Source organism: Lacibacter sp. (assembly GCF_035299325.1).
Lineage (GTDB): Bacteria > Bacteroidota > Bacteroidia > Chitinophagales > Chitinophagaceae > Lacibacter.
In genome coordinates, this window is sequence record NZ_DATGWT010000008.1 from 1 (window position 1) to 20,715 (window position 20,715).

A 20,715-nucleotide genomic window follows, 5' to 3' on the forward strand; every position below is an offset into this window, starting at 1 on the left:
CTTACACAAACTTCAAAAAGCGAAGCATTGTTTTTCCGTGCAAGCTGGATTGCTGATTACCCTGATGCTGAAAATTATTTGAGTGTGTTCTATGGAAAAAATCCTGCGCCGCCCAATTATACCCGATATAAAAATGCAGCGTATGATGCGTTGTATGAACAATCAACAAGAGAACCAAACGATTCTATCCGTTATAAACTATACCAACAAATGGATCAGATGCTGATGAACGATGCACCTGTTGTTCCGTTGTGGTATGATATGGTGATTCATCTTGTGCAACCAACTGTAAAAGGATTTAAACCCAATGCATTAAATTGGCTGGAATTAAGACGAGTTAAACTCAAGTAGTTTATAGTGCTTAAGTTTTGAGTTCTGAAGTTCTAAGTTCTGAGTTGCTTATTGTAGTTCGTTCTTGTTTTTTGGATATTGGATTTTGGGTTTTCTCTTGCGCCTTGCACCGTGTGCCTTAGTTCTTCCGCTTTTTGTCTTTAAACACTTTATCAAACTTATCCAGCTTGGGTTTGATCACATAGTAGCAATAAGGATTTGAGTTCTTATTAAGGTTGTAATAATTCTGATGATAGTTCTCCGCTTCGCTGTAGTTTTTGTAAGCTTCAACAGTTGTAACAATAGGAGCGCTGAAAGCACCACTCTTGTTTAATTCCTCTTTATATTTTTCAGCTTTAGCTTTTTGTTCTGCATTGTGATAAAAAACTGCACTGCGGTATTGAGGGCCTACATCATTCCCCTGGCGGTTCAATGTTGTAGGATCATGCGTTTGCCAGAAAATTTCCAGCAACTCATCAAATGAAATTTTCTTTGGATCAAAGATGATCTGCGCAACTTCTGCATGACCTGTGGTTTTTGTGTTCACCTGCTCATACGTTGGATTTTTAACATGTCCGCCGCAGTAACCGCTGGTTACTTTTAACACGCCTTCCACTTGCTGAAAAACCGCTTCCACGCACCAGAAACAACCGGCACCAAAAGTGGCGGTATCAGTAGCTGCTCCTTCATTGCCAGTGCTTCCTGCAAAGGCAACACTTGATAAATTATCACTCATAATTTTATTATTCGGTTCACTTGTAACACAGGAAAAAAATTGAAACGATCCGGTTACAGTCAAAATGCTCAAAAGTAATTTGCTCCACATATCGTTCTTGTTTTTTGCAACATGCAATGTACGTGTAAAATTGTGCCAGAGGTTTCCTTTAGCTTGTAGTACAAACGACAATTTAATGATTTTAGAAATGCTTTAACGTTTGTGTTAAATTTTGGCTTGCATCTTTTATCTTTCAGCACCGATACATTAATCTCTGCATTTACAAAGTATGGAGTCAACCGAACTGCTATCCCTGCTGGTAGCTGCTACCATGGGATTATCCTGGACAGTTGTTTATCTTCTCGTGATCTACCGTTCGTTTAAAGATAAACAATGCGGCATGCCCTCAGTGGCCATGGCTTTTAACCTTTCCTGGGAGTTTCTGTACTCCTTTATGTTTTATGATACTGGATCAGATCTGCAGTTGTGGATAAACCGGGTATGGTTCGTATTTGATGTGCTGATTTTTGCTGCCTTTCTGTTGTACGGGGCGAAACAATGGGACAAGTTGTATCAAAAGTTTTTTTACCCATATGCGGTATCCATTGTTTTGGGAGCATTCTCGTTGCTGTATTTTTTTCAATTGGATTTTGGTGCTACGGCAATAACCTATTCGGCTTTTACAATGAATGTTTTAATGTCGTGGATGTTTATTGCAATGTTCCTTCAACAACAGGATCTGAAAGGGCAGGCGTTTGGCATTGCTTTCTTTAAAATGCTTGGCACTGTTGCTGCAACCATTATTTTATTTAAACGTTACAGTCAGTTTCTGCAATTGATGGGTGTTCTCTGTTTTATATTGGATGTAATATATGTTGTGTTGATAGTTGATCGCTACAAAAAAGCAAATCTTCACCTGGTAACCCGACGTGTAAAAGTCTGATTATTTTATGTAATTCATTTCTCCGGCTTTAATTGCCACAGCCAGATCGTTTTCTTTTGGTGGAATAGGACAGTTGTAACCTGTTGTATAAGCACAATAGGGATTATAGGCTTTGTTGAAATCGATCACATAAGTGTTGTTGCTGATGTCAGAAATAGTGAGATCAATATAACGACCTCCACCATAGGTTTCTCTGCCCGATGTAAGATCGGTGAAGGGAATAAATAAATGTTCCTTGTATTTTTCAGAACTCATAAGTGAGCGGGATTGATAAATGTGTAATGCAACTGCTGTGTCATGAATATTGAAACGGATGATTCCATACACACGGTATTGTTGTTTGGTGTTGCCTGAGGTACTCATCAGGAACCATGGGCTGTTTTCTTTTCGCTCAAAAACAGCGGTAATACGGTATTGCTGCTGCACCGGGTAAAATTTCATCTTTTGCTTATCGGCGCCTGTTACCACTTCATGATCGGCCACGTATTTTTTCAAGAATAAGTTCAGCGAATCTTCATAGCTGGTTTGTGCAGATGCAAAGGAGGGAAGGGAAACAAGAAACAGTAAGCATAACTTCATTAGTGCCATTATTTGAGGCAAATTAAGAAACCGGCCGGGAATCTGGATAAAAGTTAGTTACTGCCATGGGAATTGTTGTATACAAGTCGAGACGCTTTGGTCTCGATGCCGAACGAAGCTTCGGCATACGACGCAAGGAACGCCGAATAGAATTACCTTTGCCGGCAACAAAAAAGTGGTTTTTCTGTGATTAAATTTTTTCCCGATTCGGCCCTCGTGCAGTTGGAGTTTGACAAAGTGAAGGCGTTGTTACATGAGCATTGCAAAACGGAGTATGCAAAAAACAAGGCACAGGAGCTTCGTATCCATACACGAAAGGAATATATAAAACTGGAACTGCAGCAGAGTTATGAGTTTATGTTGTTGCTGCAGCAGGGGCAATATTTCCCAACCGATTATATTCTCAATCTTTCACGTGAACTGAAATTATTATCGATCCCCGGAGCGGTGTTGACGGAGGAACAATTGGTGCAGATCCGAAAACTGGCTGTTAATGCACAAAGTATTTTTCGTTGGTTTGATGCAGAACGCAGGCTTGCTTATCCTGCATTAACGCAAGTGATTGAAGGAACCTACTATGAAAAAGTAATTCTTGAGCTGATCAATGATGTGCTGGATGATAGTGGTGTGGTAAAGGATGATGCGAGTGAAGAGTTGGGTAATATTCGTATGAGTTTATACCGTAAACGGAATGAATTACGCCGGGAGTTTGAAAAAGTGTTGAAGCGTTTACAGAAACAAGGTTATGTGGCTGATATTGAAGAGTCGTTTTTAAGTGGCAGAAGGGTAGTGGCTTTGTTTGCAGAACAGAAGCGACAGGTGAAAGGAATTTTACATGGAGAAAGTGAAACAAGAAGAACAGTATTTGTTGAACCCGAAGAAACCATTGAACTCAACAATGATATTTTCAGTTTAGAGAACGAAGAACGCAGAGAAGTATATCGTATACTCAGGCAATTGACCGAACAGCTTTCAGTATATGCATCATTACTTACAACATATCACGGCATTTTAGGCGAATACGATTTCATCAGAGCGAAAGCAAAGCTGGGTGTGGACATGCAGGCGAATTTCCCAATGCTTACTGATAAAGCAGTCATTGATTTGAAAGAAGCCTATCATCCATTGTTGCTGTTGTACAATAAGAAAAATCAAAAGCCAACTATACCAACTAATATCAGGCTTGATGAGAAGAGCAGGATATTGGTGATCTCCGGACCAAATGCCGGTGGTAAAACGGTTACCATGAAAACAGTTGGCCTCATGCAATTGATGGTGCAGAGTGGTTTGCTGGTGCCGGTGCACCCTGATAGTGAGTTCGGCATTTTTAAACAGGTAATGATCCATATTGGTGATACGCAAAGTATCGAATATGATTTGAGTACATACAGCAGTCACTTGCTGCACATGAAACACTTCATGGAAACGGCAAATGGACGAACCTTATTTTTCATTGATGAGTTAGGTAGTGGTAGTGATCCGAATCTTGGTGGTGCATTTGCTGAAGTGATCTTACAGGAGTTGGTGAAGAAACATTCGCTTGGCATTGTTACAACACACTATCTCAATTTGAAAGTAATGGCTAACCATACACCCGGTATCGTGAACGGGGCCATGAGTTTTGATGAAAAGAGCTTGCAGCCTTTGTATAAACTTATATTCGGCAAACCAGGAAGTTCTTACACGTTTGCCATTGCAGAACGTATTGGCTTAAGCAAACAATTGATCGACCGTGCAAGGGCATTGGTGGATGAAGATCATTTCAGGTTAGATAAATTGTTGAATACGGCAGAGAGTGATCTCCGTCAAATTGAAAAGAAAGAAAAAGAACTGCATCGTTTGCTGAAAGAAAACGAGCGGTTGAAAAAGGAAATGGAGCAGGTGCTCAATAAAGAAAAACATCAACAACAGGTTGAATTGCTGAAGCAGCAGAATAAGATCACCGAAGACCGTATTGCTTACCTCAAGGATATGGATCGCAAGCTCAAAGCCATTGTGCAGGAGTGGAGGAGGAGCGATAACAAAGCTGAAGTAATGAAGCAGATCAGCGCCTTGCTGTTTGATCAAAAGCAAAAACAGGTAGCGGAGAAGAAAGATAAAAAGCTCAACGAAAAGTTCAAAGAAGTGGGCGGCGAGATCAAACCGGGCGTTAAAGTGAAGATGATGAAGAACCGCCAGGTAGGTATTGTAAAAGAGCTGCGTGGTAAGAATGCCGTTGTGCAGCTGGGTGCTATCCCTATCACTGTAAGTTTAACTGATTTAGTGGTTGTGGTGGATAAGGTGGAAGAAACAGAAACGAAATCATAAACCTTACAAATAAGATAACCATCTCGTTTATGTAACACTGTTGTTACAGAGGTTGATTCATATTTCAAACCTTTTCTTATTTTTAGAATATGAGCCACCAATTGCTGCTGGATAATTTTAAAAACTTTATCAACCTCACACAAGACGAGGAAGAGTTGGTGTTAGAGCATATCACAGAAAGGCGTTTTAAACGAGGTGATTTTTTGAACAGCGAAGGAGAAGTCAATCGGTTTACAAATTTCATCACAAAAGGCAGCGCCCGTGTCTATTATATTGAACCGAACGGACATGAACATATCGTTCAATTAGGTATCAGTAAATGGTGGATCGGCGATTTTCCCAGTTTTATTACTCAAACAAAGGCCAGCATGTTTACTGAAGCGCTCGAAACAACAGAGGTGCTTTCATTTTCGCATGACCAGTTGCAATTAGTTTATGAAGCTGTGCCAAAAATGGAACGCTTTTTTCGGTTGCTCATTCAAAATGCTTACGGCGCTTTTCACAGGCGTGTGCTGCAGTCACTTAGTCTTGATGCGGAGCAACGTTATGTTGCTTTCAGAAACGCATATCCTGAAATGGATTTACAGATCTCACAAAAGCATATTGCTTCTTATCTTGGTATGTCACCTGAGTTTTTGAGTACAATAAAAAGACGTATCGTAGAAAAAGAAAGGGAACGCAAACGACAAAAAACCTAAAATAATCTCCGCAAAAATATGCCGGTATTAATTTTCAACTTTCCAGGATAGCCATATTCATTTACGTTAACGCCGACACCCACCTGGAATTTCTTTACGTTCATACCTATTCTTGCACGCTGATAACTTCTGTTATGGTGATAGGGGCCTGTGTTAGTCATGAACTGCAAGCGAGAATATAATTTTGTTTTCTTTGTTAACTGCGGTTCATATTCAATCATTCCCATCAATACAACACTTCCGCTATTTATTACATCGGCCCGTGGTACCAGAACAAGCAGTCCATTTTTAAAACGATGTGCAAACTGCACAGCAATTGCAGGTCTGATGCCGGTAACATTTGTATAGAATATTCCTCCCATAAATGTAATACTACGCCCGGCCTGCAGACTGATATAGGCCTGGTTCATTATTTCATTACTCATGCCTCCTTTACCCGGATCATGTTCATACCAGTTGCTGATGTTCGCAATGTGTACGATGCCGGTCTTCCCGTTTTCTTTGAACTTCTGATGAAAAAGATGCTGATAGAATATGTAACGGTTGCCGGGCATAGCTTCTGCTGTATAAACTTGTGCCGATAGGTGATTGCATACCTGAATGAAAAGTATAAAAAGTAAACAGGTTCTCATTTCTTTCTTTGTTTAGTTGTGATGATGATCATTATTGTGTGCAAAGTTTTACCTGTACACCCTGGCGAAAAATAAACTGTATTAAGAAATACAAACTGCCGATGATGTTGATGATATCTTTTTTGAAAAAACTTAAACTGCATTATTTTTTAAAGGAAGGGTGCACATCATTTTTGCAATTAAAAAAATGAAAAAAATGAATTGGTTATTTCAATCCGGTGATCATGCAAGAGGTTTGATTGCCCGACTTACACTAGGTATGGTTATTTTACCGCACGGTCTTCAATTACTGTTTGGTTGGTTTGGCGGCTACGGCTTTAGCGGAAGTATGCAATACTTTACCGATACGGTGGGGCTTCCATGGATCGTTGGTTTTTTGGTCATCCTGCTACAGTCTCTTGGACCGTTACTGCTTATTGCCGGAGCTGCAGCAAGACCTTTGGCATTAGCGATCATTTTTTTATTTTCAGGTATGATCGTTACAGCACATCTCGACTATGGCTTTTTTATGAACTGGTACGGAACACAAAAGGGTGAAGGCTTTGAGTATCATTTGCTGGTAATTGGTCTTGCAGTTTTACTCCTGGTTGATGGAGCAGGAAAATATTCAATTGATTACCTTTTAGCAAAGAACAGCCCGCTTGTTCGTAATGTTTAAACGAATAGTTTATGATCAAAGGTTTATTTGAAACGCATTTGTATGTACGTGACCTGGAACGTTCAGCAACATTTTATACAAACGTTCTTGGGCTGGAAGAATGTCACAGAGATGAAAAACGCAACATCGTCTTTTTCTGGGTGGGTGCACCACAGAAATTTATGTTAGGTATCTGGCAAATGCCCGAGGCTGAAGTGAAGCCACGCCATTTTGCATTTGAATGTGAACCGGAATGGGTGCTAAATGATGCTGTGCGTTTTCTAAAAAGCAAAAACCTATCCTGTTATAATTTTTTAAATGACGGAACAGATCGGCCAATGGTATTTGCATGGATGCCGGCAGTGTCAATATACTTTAATGATCCCGATGGTCATGTGCTTGAATTTATTGGCATACTCGATGGGAGAGCAAAGCCCGAACTGGGCGTTATCTCTTATGAGGATTGGATCAGTGCTGCATCCAGCTAAGTAGTTCACTGTATTTTGTTTTTTGATAGTCGTGGCCGGGTTTCTACCTGGCCTTTTTCTTAATCTGGATTATTTTATTCCGCCTCCGTTCAAGTCAATTTTGAACTCTAATCAAAAAAATGATATATGAAAAACGTATTGGCAATTGCGGCAAGTAACAAAAAGGTTTCGATCAATAAGATACTCTTACTTTATGCTGCAAAAAAACTAAAACATGTGGCGGTAAATTTATTGTCTCTTTCAGAAATTGAACTTCCCGTTTATAATGAAGAAACGGAAAAGCAAACAGGTATACCTGCAGCTGTACAAACAATCTATGATAGGTTTTCTGAAGCCGATGGATTTATCCTTGCCTGTCCTGAACATAACGGATTGCCTCCCGCAGGATTTAAAAACCTATACGACTGGCTTTCCCGTATTAACCAGCAGGTGTTTCAGCAAAAACCTGTATTGCTGTTGAGTACTTCATCAGGATTGAATGGCGGTGCAGCCAATCTGCACTTGCTGAAGGGGCTGCTGCCAAGATGGGGTGGTGAACCTACAGGTATGTTTTCGTTGGGAGATTTCTATGAGAACTTTAATTGTACTGATATTAGAATCAAAGACCCTTTACTTGAACTGCAGCTTACAGAAGAAGTTCAGAGCTTTGAAGCAGGTTTGCTTCATGATTTGCAGATAGCTTAGTTTTTATTTTAAAAAATTTTGGCTTGGAAAACTTGTAACCTTACTTTTGCGCCGGAGAGATGGCAGAGCGGTCGAATGCGGCGGTCTTGAAAACCGTTGAAGTGAAAGCTTCCGGGGGTTCGAATCCCTCTCTCTCCGCCAAGGCTCAGTAAAGCGAAAGTTTTATTGAGCTTTTTTATTTCTATTTTATGAGCTTCCGGTTCATCAAAAAGTAATTATCTTTCTCGCCTTCTTCACATTAACCATCAAACTATGATCAAAAAAGCATTACTGGCCTTTCTGTTGCTGCCTTGTGCAGTGGCCTTCAGCCAGTCGAAAAAAGAAACAATGGAGCCAAAACCGATCGACTGGAAAGATGTTCCGGGTTGGCGTACCATTAATAATTTCCAGGTTACACTTTCGCCTGATGGTAAATGGGCTGCTTATCCCATTACTGCTGCAGAAACCGACGGAGAATTGGTGGTTAAGAAATTAAATGATACGGTGGAGAGAAAATTCCCCATCGGGTTCAGCAGTTTTCCGCAGTTCAGTTTTTCTGAAGATGGCAAATGGCTGGTGTTTAAAGAATCACCCAAATTCAAAGAAGTAAAAGCCAATGAAAAATCACCAGGCAAACAGTTGTTTGAAAAACTGTACCTGCTCGATCTTAACAATAACAAAAAAACTGAATTTGAAAGGGCTGGTAGTTTTGTACTGAACGGCAAAACAGCATCTCATCTTGCCATCAAAATTGTAAAAGAACGCAACATTGGTGCAAGACCTGAAGATGCGCAAGGTGGTGATCTTTTAATTATTGAACTTGCAAATGGGAAAGCCATCAATATTGGTAATGTAGGCGAATTCAGCTTTAACAAAGCAGGCAACCTGTTGGCCTACACAATTGATGCTGCAAACAAAACCGGTAATGGTTTATATCTCTATAATATCAACAGCCGCCAAACAACGGTGCTCGATAATGATAAAACAACTTATAAGTTTCTTGGATGGGATACAGAAAAAGATGCGGTTGCAGTATTGAAACTAAAAAAAGATGAGAAATATAAAACAGAGAAAGGAATTGTGTTTGGAGTAAAGAATCTTTCACAAGTACCTGCTTCATTCACCTACGATCCTGAAAAAGATTCACTCAACTTTCCTGCAAAGATGACCATCAGTGCAATGCGTCGTCCATATTGGAGTGAAGACCTGAGCAGATTGTTCTTTGGTATTGCTGCGTTAGAACCTGTTAAGAAGGAAGACGACACAACGGGTAAATCAAAACCGGCGGTTAAAGAACCAGATTCATTAGTGCTGGTTCGCATTAAAGCAGATACCAGTATTAAATCAGTTGCTGATCTCAAACGGGCATTGGAGAAAGCAGAAGCAAAAGGAAAGCCTGAAGTAAAACCTGCAAACGATGCAACAAAACCTGATATGACCATCTGGCATTGGCAGGATAAACGTTTGCAAAGCCGCCAGCAGGTGCAGGAAATGCAGGATAAGAATTTTTCTTATGTAGCAATGGTTGATGTGGCCACCAATAAGTTCACACGGTTGAATGATGGCAACACACGTTCATTAAGTATTATGCCCAAGCAGCTTTTTGCAGTTGCAGAAGATATTGATGCCTACGAACTGGATCAGAATCTTGATGGACAGAGTTATTCGGATCTTTACATCATCAATCTCAAAACCGGTGCTAAAACAAAGTTCAAAGAGAAATTTTATCGTCCTTCATTCTCTTCAACTCCACGTCCTTCACCCGATGGTTTGAAATTTACCTATGGCGAAGATGGACATTATTATGTGTATGATCTTGCAACAAACACATCAACCAACATTACACAGAAAATTGCAACGAGTTTTGTAAACACAGAGGATGATCATAACGTAACAAAACCGCTCACTCCTGTAATTGGATGGAGCAGCGACAGTAAATATGTTCTCATCCGTGATCTGTGGGATATCTGGCAGGTAGCTGCAAACGGAAGCAGTGCGGTTAATCTTACATTGAATGGAAAGAAAGAGCAAATACGTTACACCAACCGTTACTCCATTGATGAAGAAGAAAAAGGATTTGATCTGAAGAAGAAAAACTATTTCCGCATATACGGAGAGTGGACAAAGAAAAGCGGGATTGTTACACTCGATCCCGGTACAAACGGATTAAAACCGGGTGCAACTGTTTTGTTATGGGAAGATGCTGCTGTTGGTTCATTTGCAAAAGCAAAGAATGCCAATGTGTTTATGTATTCAAAAGAAGATTTCAATAAGCCGACAGAATTTTTTACTGCAAACGAAAAGTTGGCAAGCCCTGTACAGTTTACAAAAAATGCGCCTGATTATTCAAAATACAAATGGAGTGCAGGTACACAATTAGTAAATTATGTTTCAGATAAAGGCGATACACTGCAAGGTGCATTGTTCCTCCCTGCAGGTTATGAAAAAGGGAAGAAGTATCCAACACTGGTTTATTATTACGAAAAACTATCACAAACATTACACAGCTACAGCAACCCCGGTTTCAGTGGTACGGGCTGGAACCCTGCTATGTACACCAGCAATGGATACGCCGTGTTTATTCCGGATATTGTTTATAAAATGGATGATCCGGGTATGAGTGCTGTGTGGTGTGTGTTGCCTGCAATCAAAGCGGCTATACAAACGGGTGTGATCGATGAAACTAAGATCGGTATTCATGGACATAGCTGGGGTGGTTACCAAACAGCTTTCCTCATCACCCAAACAAATATGTTTAAAGCTGCAGCTGCCGGTGCACCATTAACCAATATGGTGAGCATGTACGATCTTATTTACTGGAACAGTGGCGGAGGTAACATGTCCATCTTTGAAGCATCGCAAGGCCGTTTCCGTGGTGCTCCATGGGAAAACTGGGATTCTTATTTGCGCAACTCACCTGTGTATCATGTTAAGAAAGTGAACACACCGTTACTGATGTTACATAACGATAAAGACGGTGCGGTTGATTTCACACAGGGTATTGAATATTACAATGCATTACGCCGTTTGAAAAAACCGGTGATCATGATGCAGTACAAAGGTGAAAATCATGGGTTGGCCAAAATGGAAAACCGCAAAGATTACAGTGTTCGTATGATGGAATTTTTTGATCATCATCTCAAAGGCAAAGAAGCTCCCGATTGGCTGAAAAACGGAATCGACCGTTTAAAACTGCCTGATCATTTGGAGAACAGGGCCTTTTAATTGTCCGCAAACGTTTTCTAACCGGGATGTCATGAAAAACATCCCGGTTTTTTATTGATCTCTTGACTATAAACCTCAGAATTTCACTATTTTACCGCCCAATTGTTGATTATGAAGATTCAATTCTATCTGCGTTTTTTTACGCAGTATGGCCAAAGCCTCTTTGTTTCGGGAAATTGTGAGGCGCTTGGCAATAACGATCCTGCTACTGCTTTGCCCATGCAATACTTAACAGATGAATTCTGGACAGTGAGTATTGATCTTGGAAAGGATTTCGAGAACGAACTTCAGTATAACTATATTCTCAAAAACGATCATGGGGGCGATGTTGTTGAATGGGGTAACGACCGTGTGGTGGAGGTAATGAAATTGGGTGTGGATGAACTTACACTTATTGATACATGGAACCATGCAGGTGAATTTGAAAATGCATTTTATACACAGCCATTCCAAAATGTGTTGTTGCCGAAACATAAAGAAGCGAAATCGAGATCGTTTAAAGCAGTAACCCATGTGTTTAAAGTAAAAGCACCGTTATTGAAAGAAGACGAGGTGCTGTTTATCTCAGGCAGTAATGATACACTCTCAAAATGGAGTACTACAGAACCTGTGCTCATGCATATGGAAGATAACTGGTGGACAGCCAGATTAAATTTTTCTACAGAAAGTTTTCCTGTTGCGTATAAGTATGGTGTATTCAATTTAAAAACAAAAAGCTTTGTTTCATTTGAGAGCGGTAACAACCGTATTCTTTACGACAGTTATGGCAGAAAGAAAATCACCATATTACACGATGGATTTGCTCTGCTGCCCAATAATACATGGAAAGGCACGGGGGTTGCCATTCCTGTTTTCAGTTTACGTACACAAAAGAGTTTAGGTGTTGGTGAGTTTACTGATATAAAAGCATTGGTTGATTGGTCGAAGAAAGTGAATATGAAACTTATTCAAATTCTGCCCATCAATGATACAACAGCCACACATACCTGGATGGATTCTTATCCCTATGCAGCTATCTCTGCATTTGCCTTGCATCCCATCTACCTCAATATTGAGGCAGTTGCGGGTAATGCCAATCATCCTGTAGTGAAATCCCTTAAGAAGAAACAAAAAGAACTGAACGGATTAGTCGATATCGATTACGAAGCAGTGATGAAAGTAAAATGGGCTTCCGTAAAAGAATTATATGCAGAACAAAAGAAAGCAATGCATGAAGATGCGCTGTTCTTTGAATTCTTTGAATTAAATCGTCATTGGCTGGTGCCTTATGCTGCTTTCAGTTATTTGCGTGATAAATACAAAACGCCTGATTTCAGTCAATGGAAATCGCATAGTGTGTATGATGAACATGCTATCCAGGAGTTTGTTGACCCTACAAAAAAACATTACGATGAAATAGCTCTTTATTACTTCATTCAATATCATTTGCATTTGCAGTTGCAATCAGCAACGGCTTATGCGCATGCAAACGGCATTGTGGTGAAAGGAGATATTCCCATTGGTATTTACCGTAACAGTTGCGATGCATGGGTTGAACCGGAACTGTACAATATGAGCATGCAGGCCGGTGCACCTCCCGATGATTTTGCAGTAAAGGGGCAGAACTGGGGTTTCCCTACTTACAACTGGCAACGCATGGCGCAGGACGATTTCAAATGGTGGCGTCAGCGGTTTGAGCAAATGAGTAATTACTTTGATGCATTCCGCATTGATCACATTCTTGGTTTCTTCCGCATCTGGAGTATTCCAATGCATGCTGTAGAAGGTATACTTGGATACTTTGTTCCTGCTACTCCCATTCATATTAATGAGTTTGGTTCACGTGGTTTACAGTTCGATTATCAACGTTTTTGCCGTCCTTTTATTAATGATGATGTGTTACGTGAATTAATGAACGGTGATACAGAAGTGCTGAAGCCATACCTCAATCATATGGGTAATGGTCAGTTTGAATTGAAAGAGGAATTCAATACGCAACGAAAAGTAGAAGCACATTTTGCAAAGCTTGAAGCAAGCGATCATAACGATTGGATAAAACATGGTTTGTATGATTGCATCAGCAATGTGATCTTCTTTGAAGTGGAAGGCAGCCAATCGCAGCAGTTTCATTTCCGCATCAGCATGAGTTCAACATCATCGTTCCGTTATCTTGATGCAGCAACGAAAAATAATCTTGATGATCTGTATGTAAATTATTTTTACCGCAGGCAGGATGATTTCTGGCGCAAAGAAGCAATGGCAAAATTGCCTTACCTGAAACGATCTACAAATATGCTGGTGTGTGGCGAAGATCTTGGCATGGTGCCGGATTGTGTGCCTGATGTAATGAATCAGCTCGGCATGCTTAGTCTGGAAATTCAACGGATGCCAAAAGATCCATCGAAGCAATTCTTTCATCCGTCAACAGCTCCTTACCTGAGTGTTGTTACACCAAGTACCCATGATATGAGTACGATACGTGGATGGTGGGAAGAAGATCGTATGCTGACTCAAAAGTTTTACACACATGAACTGGGGCAATTTGGCGAAGCACCTTACTATTGTGAGCCATGGATCGTACAGAAAATAATTTCGCAGCATTTACAGTCGCCTGCCATGTGGAGTGTTTTCCAGATACAGGAATTGCTGGGTATGAGTGGCGAACTGCGTAGAGAGAATCCACATGATGAACGTATTAATGTGCCTGCTAATCCCAAGAATTACTGGCGTTACAGGATGCACATCAATCTTGAAGATCTGCTACACGAAGAAAAATTTAATGAAGAGTTGAAAGAGCTTGTTGTGATGAGTGGGAGAGGGTAAAAGTGAATTGCAGATGTTAGATTGACGATTGCAGATTGTGACATTCCTTGTGCCTTGTACCATTGTTCTTGGTTTTTCTTGTTCCTTGTATTTTGGATTTTGCTTTTCTTCTTGTGCCTTGAACCGTGTGCCTTCTATCTTGTAACTTGCAACCTTATTAAAAGTTTTCTCTCGATGCCTTTACAAGTCCGTTATAAAAAAACAGAACTTCCGTTTCGTTATCCGTTTACTATTTCCAAAGGAACCAAAACGCATCAGCCTGCATTAATTGTTGAACTTGAACATCGTGGTGCAAAAGGTTATGGCGAAGCACCGGCTATTGCTTATTACAATTTACCGGTTGATAAGATGGTGGAAGATCTCGAACGGAAAAAAATGTTCGTTGAGAAATTTGCTTATACCGACCCAGAACGTTACTGGCATTACCTACATCATTTATTTCCACAGAATAATTTTCTTGTTTGTGCATTGGACATTGCCAGTTGGGATATGTATGGCAAACTAAGAAACAAGCCCTTGCATCAACTCTGGAATTTAGATTACAGCAAAGCACCAATATGCGATTATACTATCGGCATTGATACAGTAGAAAAGATGGTGGAGAAGATGAATGAAAAGCCATGGCCCATTTATAAAATTAAAGTAGGAGTGCCAGGTGATGTTGAACTGGTAGCTGCATTAAGAAAACACACCGATGCAGTTTTTCGTGTTGATGCAAATGCCGGCTGGACCTTGGAAGAAGCATTGGAGAAAATTCCGCAGTTAAAAGATCTAGGTGTTGAGTTTATTGAACAGCCACTTGCAAAAGATAATTGGGAAGGGATGAAAGTATTGTATAACGAATCGCCGTTACCGTTGATCGCTGACGAAGCATGCGTATTTGAAGCTGATGTGGAGAAATGTCAACATCATTTTCATGGCATCAACATTAAACTTACAAAGTGCAGTGGTATTACACCAGCAAAACGAATGATCGATAAAGCAAGAGAACTGGAGATGAAGATCATGATCGGTTGTATGAATGAATCAACAATTGGTTCAGCAGCCATAGCACATCTTGCGCCATTGGTTGACTATGTTGATATGGATGGACCGTTGTTATTGGCGGAAGATATTGCAACCGGTTTAACGTATGATCATGGAAAAGTTGCCGTGAGTGAGAAACCGGGGTTAGGTATTCAATTGCTCGAAGATTTTTGATCTTATATAAACAGGTCGATCAATAAAAAAGGAGCCAGATAGCTCCTTTTTTATTTTATTCGATTTAAACGTCAGTTAAGCATCCCAAACCAATGCGCTGGCACCAAGAATCGCAGCATCTGCTTCCTTGAGATCGCTGTACAGGATCTTTACTTTGTTTTTAAATATTTGAATCAAATTCGCCTCCATCGCCTGAACAGTTGGATTCAATATCAGGTCGCCTGCTTTTGTTAATCCACCAAACAAAACAATTGCTTCAGGCGAAGAGAACATGACAAAATTGGCTAACGCTTCTCCTAAGATCTGTCCGGTAAATTCAAAAATCTGGTTGGCGATAGCATCACCTTGTTCAGCGCATTTGAATACGGTTTCGCTCGTTAAATCATCAATGGCGTAGTTGCGTAAAAGACTCGGTGCGCCGGGATTTTCGCTCAGCATTTCAATCGCAGTTTCTCGCACACCCGTTGCAGATGCATAGGATTCCAATGAGCCACGTATACCTGTGCCTTTGTGCAAACGTCCGCCGGGACGAATCACGGTATGTCCTAATTCACCAGCAAAACCATCATGGCCCAAAACAATTTTACCATCAATCACAATGCCGCTTCCCACGCCTGTACCCAATGTAATAGTAATGAAATGCTTCATGCCTTTGGCTACGCCATACATCATTTCGCCAACCGCCGCAGCATTTGCATCGTTGGTAAGTTTAGTCGGGATCCCAAACTTTTTCTCTATCAAGTCAGCTACCGGAATAATGCCTTTCCATTTAAGATTTGGTGCATATTCAATGGTGCCTGTGTAGTAGTTTCCATTCGGTGCGCCCACACCAATTCCTTTAAAATAATCGTTGCCGCCGTGGTTGGCAATCATTAAACGTAACTTACCATACAATCCTTCAATGAAATCTTCTGCATTTTCATATGCATCCGTACGTATACGGTCCTGTTCAAGAATAATTCCATGTCGGTCAACAATTCCGAATTTGGTATTTGTTCCGCCAATGTCAATTCCTACTGCATAATCTTTGATCATAGTTCGTTATTCGTTTATAACAATTAAATTTTTACGATTCATTAATGTCCGCCGCCACTTTCAAGTTTATCGTAGTCGATACCTTGTGCTTTTAAAATTGATTTGGCTTTGATGGCATAAAAGGCGAGATAAGCAAAACATGCTACACCCACCAGGTACGACCATTGAATTCCAAGAATAGCGTCATCAGCTACAACACCTTGCACAAGACTGATGATACCACCACCCATGATCATCATGATCAAAAAGCTTGCGCCTTCGTTGGTATGTTTGCCAAGTCCTGCAATTGCCAATGTAAATATACAAGGCCATAATGTACTGCAGAATAAGCCAACACTAATGAATGCATACACACTCAACATGCCATCGGCCAACATGCCAATAAATAAAGCAGCAATGCCCATGAGCGAATAAATAAGGAGTAAACGGGCTGGACTTCCTTTACTCATGATATCACCGGCGATCATAAAAATAATTACAACTGCGTAGATATAGAATTTCGAAAGATCGTGTTGTGCAATAGCATTTACCAAAAGAAACACACCGAACGCAATGTAGGGCATTAGGAAACGAAGTATCTGTGCTGTACTTTTGTTTACTCCGAAAGCGCCTGTTGCAGATGTCCAGCGACCGATCATTAAACTTGCCCAGAACAACGAAACATAAGGAGCTATCTGATCCGTAGGAGTATTCAGGTGCTGTTTCATAAATTCCGGAAGGTTTGACGCTGTTGAAACTTCAACACCAACATAAACAAAAATGCCGATCATACCCAATACCAATTGTGGGTATTGAAGTACGCTTTTCTTATGCACCACTTTTGATGTGTCTTCTGCTTCAGAGCTTGCAACTGCATCAAGATCGATCTTGTTAGGAACAGATGACATTCTGAATATCACTGCTGCAACGAGAAATGCAGCTCCTAATATCAAGTATGGTGTTTTAATGCTCTCTACACTCGCAACATTTGCAGCGCCTACAGAACCGAAAATTGCAAAACTTACGATCAATGGTCCAATGGTTGTACCAAAGTTGTTTATACCACCCGCCATACTTAAGCGTTGCGAACCGGTTTTAGGATCGCCCATTACAATGGCAAGCGGGTTGGCTGCTGTTTGTTGCAAAGAGAAACCAAGACCAACAATAAACAAACCTGTGATCATTAGTCCAAACGATGCATTTTCTGCAGCAGGATAGAACAAAAGTGTTCCTAATGCTGAAATGATAAGACCAATCGAGATACCGTTCTTGTAACCTATTTTATTCAACACATCACCACCCATTGCTTTGGAGACCAAAAAATAGATAATAGAACCAACGGTGTAGGCAACGTAAAATGCAAATGATACCATTTGCGATTGCCATTGTTCAAGATTGAGTTTTTCTTTAAAAACGGGGATTAAGATGTCATTTGAAGCTGCTACAAATCCCCAGAAAAAGAATACGGAGATCAGGACCCCAAATTGAGACCATTTTGTTTGCTGAGACATAAATCAAATAGTAGTTGTTTGTAAAGGCTGAAAGTATAAAGAATTTGCTTTGCGAAAAATTATTTATTGTTTTTTGGTGTAAGCAAAAGTCCTTCCTATATTCAAGGCAACAAATAGTTATAATTTCTTGCCAATGGAAATTCTTCATGTGAGTGCCGAATGTTACCCGGTTGCCAAAGCAGGCGGTTTAGGCGATGTGGTTGGTGCTCTTCCTAAATACCAACGAGACGCAGGTCACCAGGCAAAAGTGGTGATGCCGATGTACCGTACCAAATTCCTCATGAATAACGAATGGGATGTGGTGCACAAGGGCTATACAAATATTGGTGACTACTTCTTCGATTATACTATCATCAAAGAAAAAACCAATGTGCTTGGCTTTGGTCTTTATTTAGTTGATGTAAACGGCTTGCTCGACAGAGATAAGATTTACGGCTATGACGACGATGTACAACGCTTCACTGCTTTCCAGGTATGTGTGGTTGATTGGATCGCTTCCTGGCAGTTTAAGCCGGATGTAGTGCATGTGCACGACTATCATGCAGGCTTGATTCCGTTTATGATGCAGCATTGTTACCGTTACAATCAATTAGCATCAATACCAACTGTATTAACCATTCATAATGCACAATACCAAGGTTGGATGACATGGGAGCAGAGTACTCTTCTTCCTCCCTATGACGAATGGAAGCGAGGTATGCTGGAGTGGGGCACAAGCATCAACCCTTTGGCAAGTGCCATTAAATGTGCAACCAAAGTAACAACTGTAAGCAACAGCTATCTCGAGGAACTTAAGTTTATGAGCAATGGGCTTGAAGCTTTGTTTGAGTATGAGAAAGGCAAATGCAGTGGTATATTAAACGGTATTGACACAGATGTTTGGAATCCCGAATCTGATAAATACATCAAACACGATTATTCGCTTGCAACAGTAGAAGAAGGCAAAACAAAAAATAAAGCACAGCTATGCGAGACATTCGGGCTTGATATGAACAAGCCATTGTTTGTTTTCATTGGCCGGTTGGTAGGAGAGAAAGCTGCCGACTTGTTGCCCGGCGTCATCGGCGATTCATTTTATTACATAGGCAGGCGCATGAACTTTCTTATTCTTGGAAGTGGTGAGCCTGATGTTGAAGCAAAATTGAATGGCATGTCGCCCATTTCGCAAGGCGATTACAGTTGTTATATCGGCTATAACGAAGGGTTAAGTCACCTGATGTATGCGGGTGCCGATTTCCTGTTGATGCCAAGCCGTGTTGAGCCCTGTGGTTTGAACCAGATGTATTCCATGCGTTACGGAACTGTGCCTTTGGTTCGTAATACGGGTGGGTTAAAAGATACTGTGAAAGACATTCTGTTGCCGGATGGTTACGGATTGGTGTTTGATAATGCATCTGTTGGTGATGTGTGCAATGCCGTGTGGCGTGCATGTGAGTTATACAGTAACAAAGAAAAATTTACAGCTGCACGTGAACGAATGATGCAGCTCGATTTCAGCTGGGAATCCAGCGTTCAACAATATCTTGCTTTATACCAAAGTTTGCGATAATTTTAGAACAAGACCCTTACACTTAAATTAGTTATATGAGTAAATCAGCTGCAAAAAGTACATTGGCGGTAATCCTTGGTGGTGGTGCCGGCACACGTTTATATCCGTTAACAGCAAGCCGTAGTAAACCTGCAGTGCCTATTGCAGGAAAATACAGGTTGGTTGATATTCCCATTTCTAACTGTATCAACTCCGGCATTAACCGGATGTTTGTATTAACACAGTTTAACTCTGCCTCGCTTAACAAACACATTAAGAACACTTATCACTTCAGCATGTTCAGCAGTGCGTTTGTTGATATTCTTGCGGCAGAACAAACACCTGATAATTCAGGTTGGTACCAGGGCACAGCAGATGCTGTTCGCCAGTGTATCCGTCACGTGCAGCAACATGAAGCAGATTATGTATTGATCCTTTCCGGTGATCAGTTATACCAAATGGATTTTCAGCAAATGATCGAAGATCATGTTGCGGGTGGTGCAGATATCAGCATTGCAACAATTCCTGTTGCTGAGCGTGAAGCACCTGAGTTTGGTATTTTGAAAGCAGATGATAAGAGCACCATCACATCATTCATTGAGAAACCAAAAAAAGAAATATTGGGAGAGTGGGTGAGTGATACAGGTGATGAGATGCGTAAAATGGGGCGTATCTACCTGGCATCAATGGGTATTTATATTTTCAATAAACAATTATTGATCGATCTGTTACAGGAAGAATATAAAGACGCAACTGATTTTGGTAAAGAAATCATGCCGAAGTCGATTGAAAAATACAAAGTGGTGAGCTATCAATATGATGGTTACTGGACAGACATCGGAAATATTTATTCTTTCTTCGAAGCAAATCTTGCTTTAACACAAGAGATTCCAGATTTCAATTTGTTCGATAATACGAAACCTGTTTACACACGTGCACGTATGTTGCCACCTGCTAAGATCAGCGGTACTACACTCGAGAAAACAATTATTGCGGAAGGTTCAATCATTCTTGCAAGCAGAATCGAAAACAGTGTGATCGGTATTCGTACACGCATCGGGCATGGCACCACTGTTGTGAGCAGTTACCTGATGGGTGGAGATTATTTTGAAACACTTGAAGAAATGAATCATGCTTCTTCACGTGGTATTCCGAAAATTGGTATTGGCGAACGTTGCTATATCAAGAATACCATTATTGACAAGAACTGCCGCATCGGTAATGATGTGCGCATAAATGGTGGTCAACATTTGCCTAACACTGATCATTCGTTGTACACCGTGAAAGATGGCATTGTGGTGATCAAGAAAGGAGCAATTATACCGGATGGATTTGTGATCTAACCTTTTCGCCCCGTGAAAAGATCAGGATAACTACTATTGATTATGAACCTAAACATGATCTTCTTTCAGGGGGAAGAAGATCATTGATTGCTATGGCTGC

Annotated in this window: 16 protein-coding genes, 1 tRNA gene and 1 pseudogene; 13 read left to right on the forward strand and 5 right to left on the reverse strand. The window is 40.6% G+C overall.

All coding sequences use genetic code 11. From position 1 onward, the window contains the following. Positions 1-351 (forward strand): annotated as a pseudogene (locus VK159_RS06690) (ABC transporter substrate-binding protein); the annotation flags it as partial. A gap of 118 nt (positions 352-469) precedes the next feature. Here the strand turns inward: VK159_RS06690 and msrA are convergent. Beyond that, a complete protein-coding gene (msrA, locus tag VK159_RS06695; RefSeq protein ID WP_324229358.1) occupies positions 470-1,066 on the reverse strand; it encodes a peptide-methionine (S)-S-oxide reductase MsrA in 597 nt (198 codons plus the stop codon). A gap of 268 nt (positions 1,067-1,334) precedes the next feature. On the opposite strand from msrA, the gene VK159_RS06700 reads away from it, so the two are divergent. Then, positions 1,335-1,988, forward strand: coding sequence for a hypothetical protein (locus tag VK159_RS06700; protein WP_324229359.1), 654 nt, complete (start codon positions 1,335-1,337; stop codon positions 1,986-1,988). Here the strand turns inward: VK159_RS06700 and VK159_RS06705 are convergent, their stop codons facing one another. Beyond that, positions 1,989-2,567, reverse strand: a complete 579-nt coding sequence (locus tag VK159_RS06705; protein ID WP_324229360.1) for a DUF1684 domain-containing protein — start codon at positions 2,565-2,567, stop codon at positions 1,989-1,991. 189 nt (positions 2,568-2,756) lie between these two features. Here VK159_RS06705 and VK159_RS06710 point away from each other — a divergent pair, with 189 nt between their 5' ends. After that, on the forward strand, positions 2,757-4,874 hold the full coding sequence (locus tag VK159_RS06710; RefSeq protein WP_414672819.1) for an endonuclease MutS2: 2,118 nt from the start codon (positions 2,757-2,759) through the stop codon (positions 4,872-4,874). A gap of 89 nt (positions 4,875-4,963) precedes the next feature. Next, complete coding sequence (locus tag VK159_RS06715; RefSeq protein WP_324229362.1) at positions 4,964-5,572, forward strand: Crp/Fnr family transcriptional regulator; 609 nt, start codon at positions 4,964-4,966, stop codon at positions 5,570-5,572. Here the strand turns inward: VK159_RS06715 and VK159_RS06720 are convergent. After that, positions 5,569-6,204, reverse strand: a complete 636-nt coding sequence (locus VK159_RS06720) for a hypothetical protein (protein WP_324229363.1) — start codon at positions 6,202-6,204, stop codon at positions 5,569-5,571. The genes VK159_RS06715 and VK159_RS06720 overlap by 4 nt on opposite strands. A gap of 196 nt (positions 6,205-6,400) precedes the next feature. On the opposite strand from VK159_RS06720, the gene VK159_RS06725 reads away from it, so the two are divergent. The 7 genes from VK159_RS06725 (at position 6,401) to VK159_RS06755 (ending at position 15,219) form a co-directional block, all read left to right on the forward strand. Beyond that, entirely contained in the window at positions 6,401-6,862 is a 462-nt protein-coding gene (locus VK159_RS06725) for a DoxX family protein (RefSeq protein ID WP_324229364.1), read from the forward strand. An 11-nt stretch (positions 6,863-6,873) separates the two neighbouring features. Beyond that, positions 6,874-7,329 (forward strand): VOC family protein, encoded by a 456-nt coding sequence (locus VK159_RS06730; protein WP_324229365.1) that lies wholly within the window; start codon positions 6,874-6,876, stop codon positions 7,327-7,329. A 126-nt stretch (positions 7,330-7,455) separates the two neighbouring features. Next, positions 7,456-8,013 carry an NADPH-dependent FMN reductase gene (locus VK159_RS06735; RefSeq protein WP_324229366.1) on the forward strand — a complete coding sequence of 186 codons (558 nt, stop codon included), beginning with the start codon at positions 7,456-7,458 and terminating at the stop codon, positions 8,011-8,013. A 53-nt stretch (positions 8,014-8,066) separates the two neighbouring features. Next, positions 8,067-8,154: transfer RNA gene (locus VK159_RS06740), tRNA-Ser, on the forward strand. 111 nt (positions 8,155-8,265) lie between these two features. Beyond that, entirely contained in the window at positions 8,266-11,217 is a 2,952-nt protein-coding gene (locus VK159_RS06745; protein WP_324229367.1) for a S9 family peptidase, read from the forward strand. A gap of 111 nt (positions 11,218-11,328) precedes the next feature. After that, positions 11,329-14,019, forward strand: a complete 2,691-nt coding sequence (locus VK159_RS06750; RefSeq protein ID WP_324229368.1) for a 4-alpha-glucanotransferase — start codon at positions 11,329-11,331, stop codon at positions 14,017-14,019. Between the two features lie 174 nt (positions 14,020-14,193). Beyond that, on the forward strand, positions 14,194-15,219 hold the full coding sequence (locus tag VK159_RS06755) for a dipeptide epimerase (RefSeq protein WP_324229369.1): 1,026 nt from the start codon (positions 14,194-14,196) through the stop codon (positions 15,217-15,219). Between the two features lie 75 nt (positions 15,220-15,294). On the opposite strand, the gene VK159_RS06760 is transcribed toward VK159_RS06755, so the two are convergent. Both VK159_RS06760 and VK159_RS06765 read right to left on the reverse strand, forming a co-directional pair. Next, positions 15,295-16,254 carry an ROK family protein gene (locus tag VK159_RS06760; protein WP_324229370.1) on the reverse strand — a complete coding sequence of 320 codons (960 nt, stop codon included), beginning with the start codon at positions 16,252-16,254 and terminating at the stop codon, positions 15,295-15,297. 41 nt (positions 16,255-16,295) lie between these two features. Next, the gene (locus tag VK159_RS06765) at positions 16,296-17,744 is read right to left on the reverse strand and encodes an MFS transporter (protein WP_324229371.1); all 1,449 of its coding nucleotides are present in this window, start codon (positions 17,742-17,744) and stop codon (positions 16,296-16,298) included. A gap of 133 nt (positions 17,745-17,877) precedes the next feature. Between VK159_RS06765 and VK159_RS06770 the strand changes: the two genes are divergently transcribed. Beyond that, entirely contained in the window at positions 17,878-19,293 is a 1,416-nt protein-coding gene (locus tag VK159_RS06770) for a glycogen/starch synthase (protein WP_324229372.1), read from the forward strand. A gap of 35 nt (positions 19,294-19,328) precedes the next feature. Beyond that, complete coding sequence (locus VK159_RS06775) at positions 19,329-20,615, forward strand: glucose-1-phosphate adenylyltransferase (RefSeq protein ID WP_324229373.1); 1,287 nt, start codon at positions 19,329-19,331, stop codon at positions 20,613-20,615. The last annotated feature ends 100 nt before the right edge of the window (positions 20,616-20,715 follow it).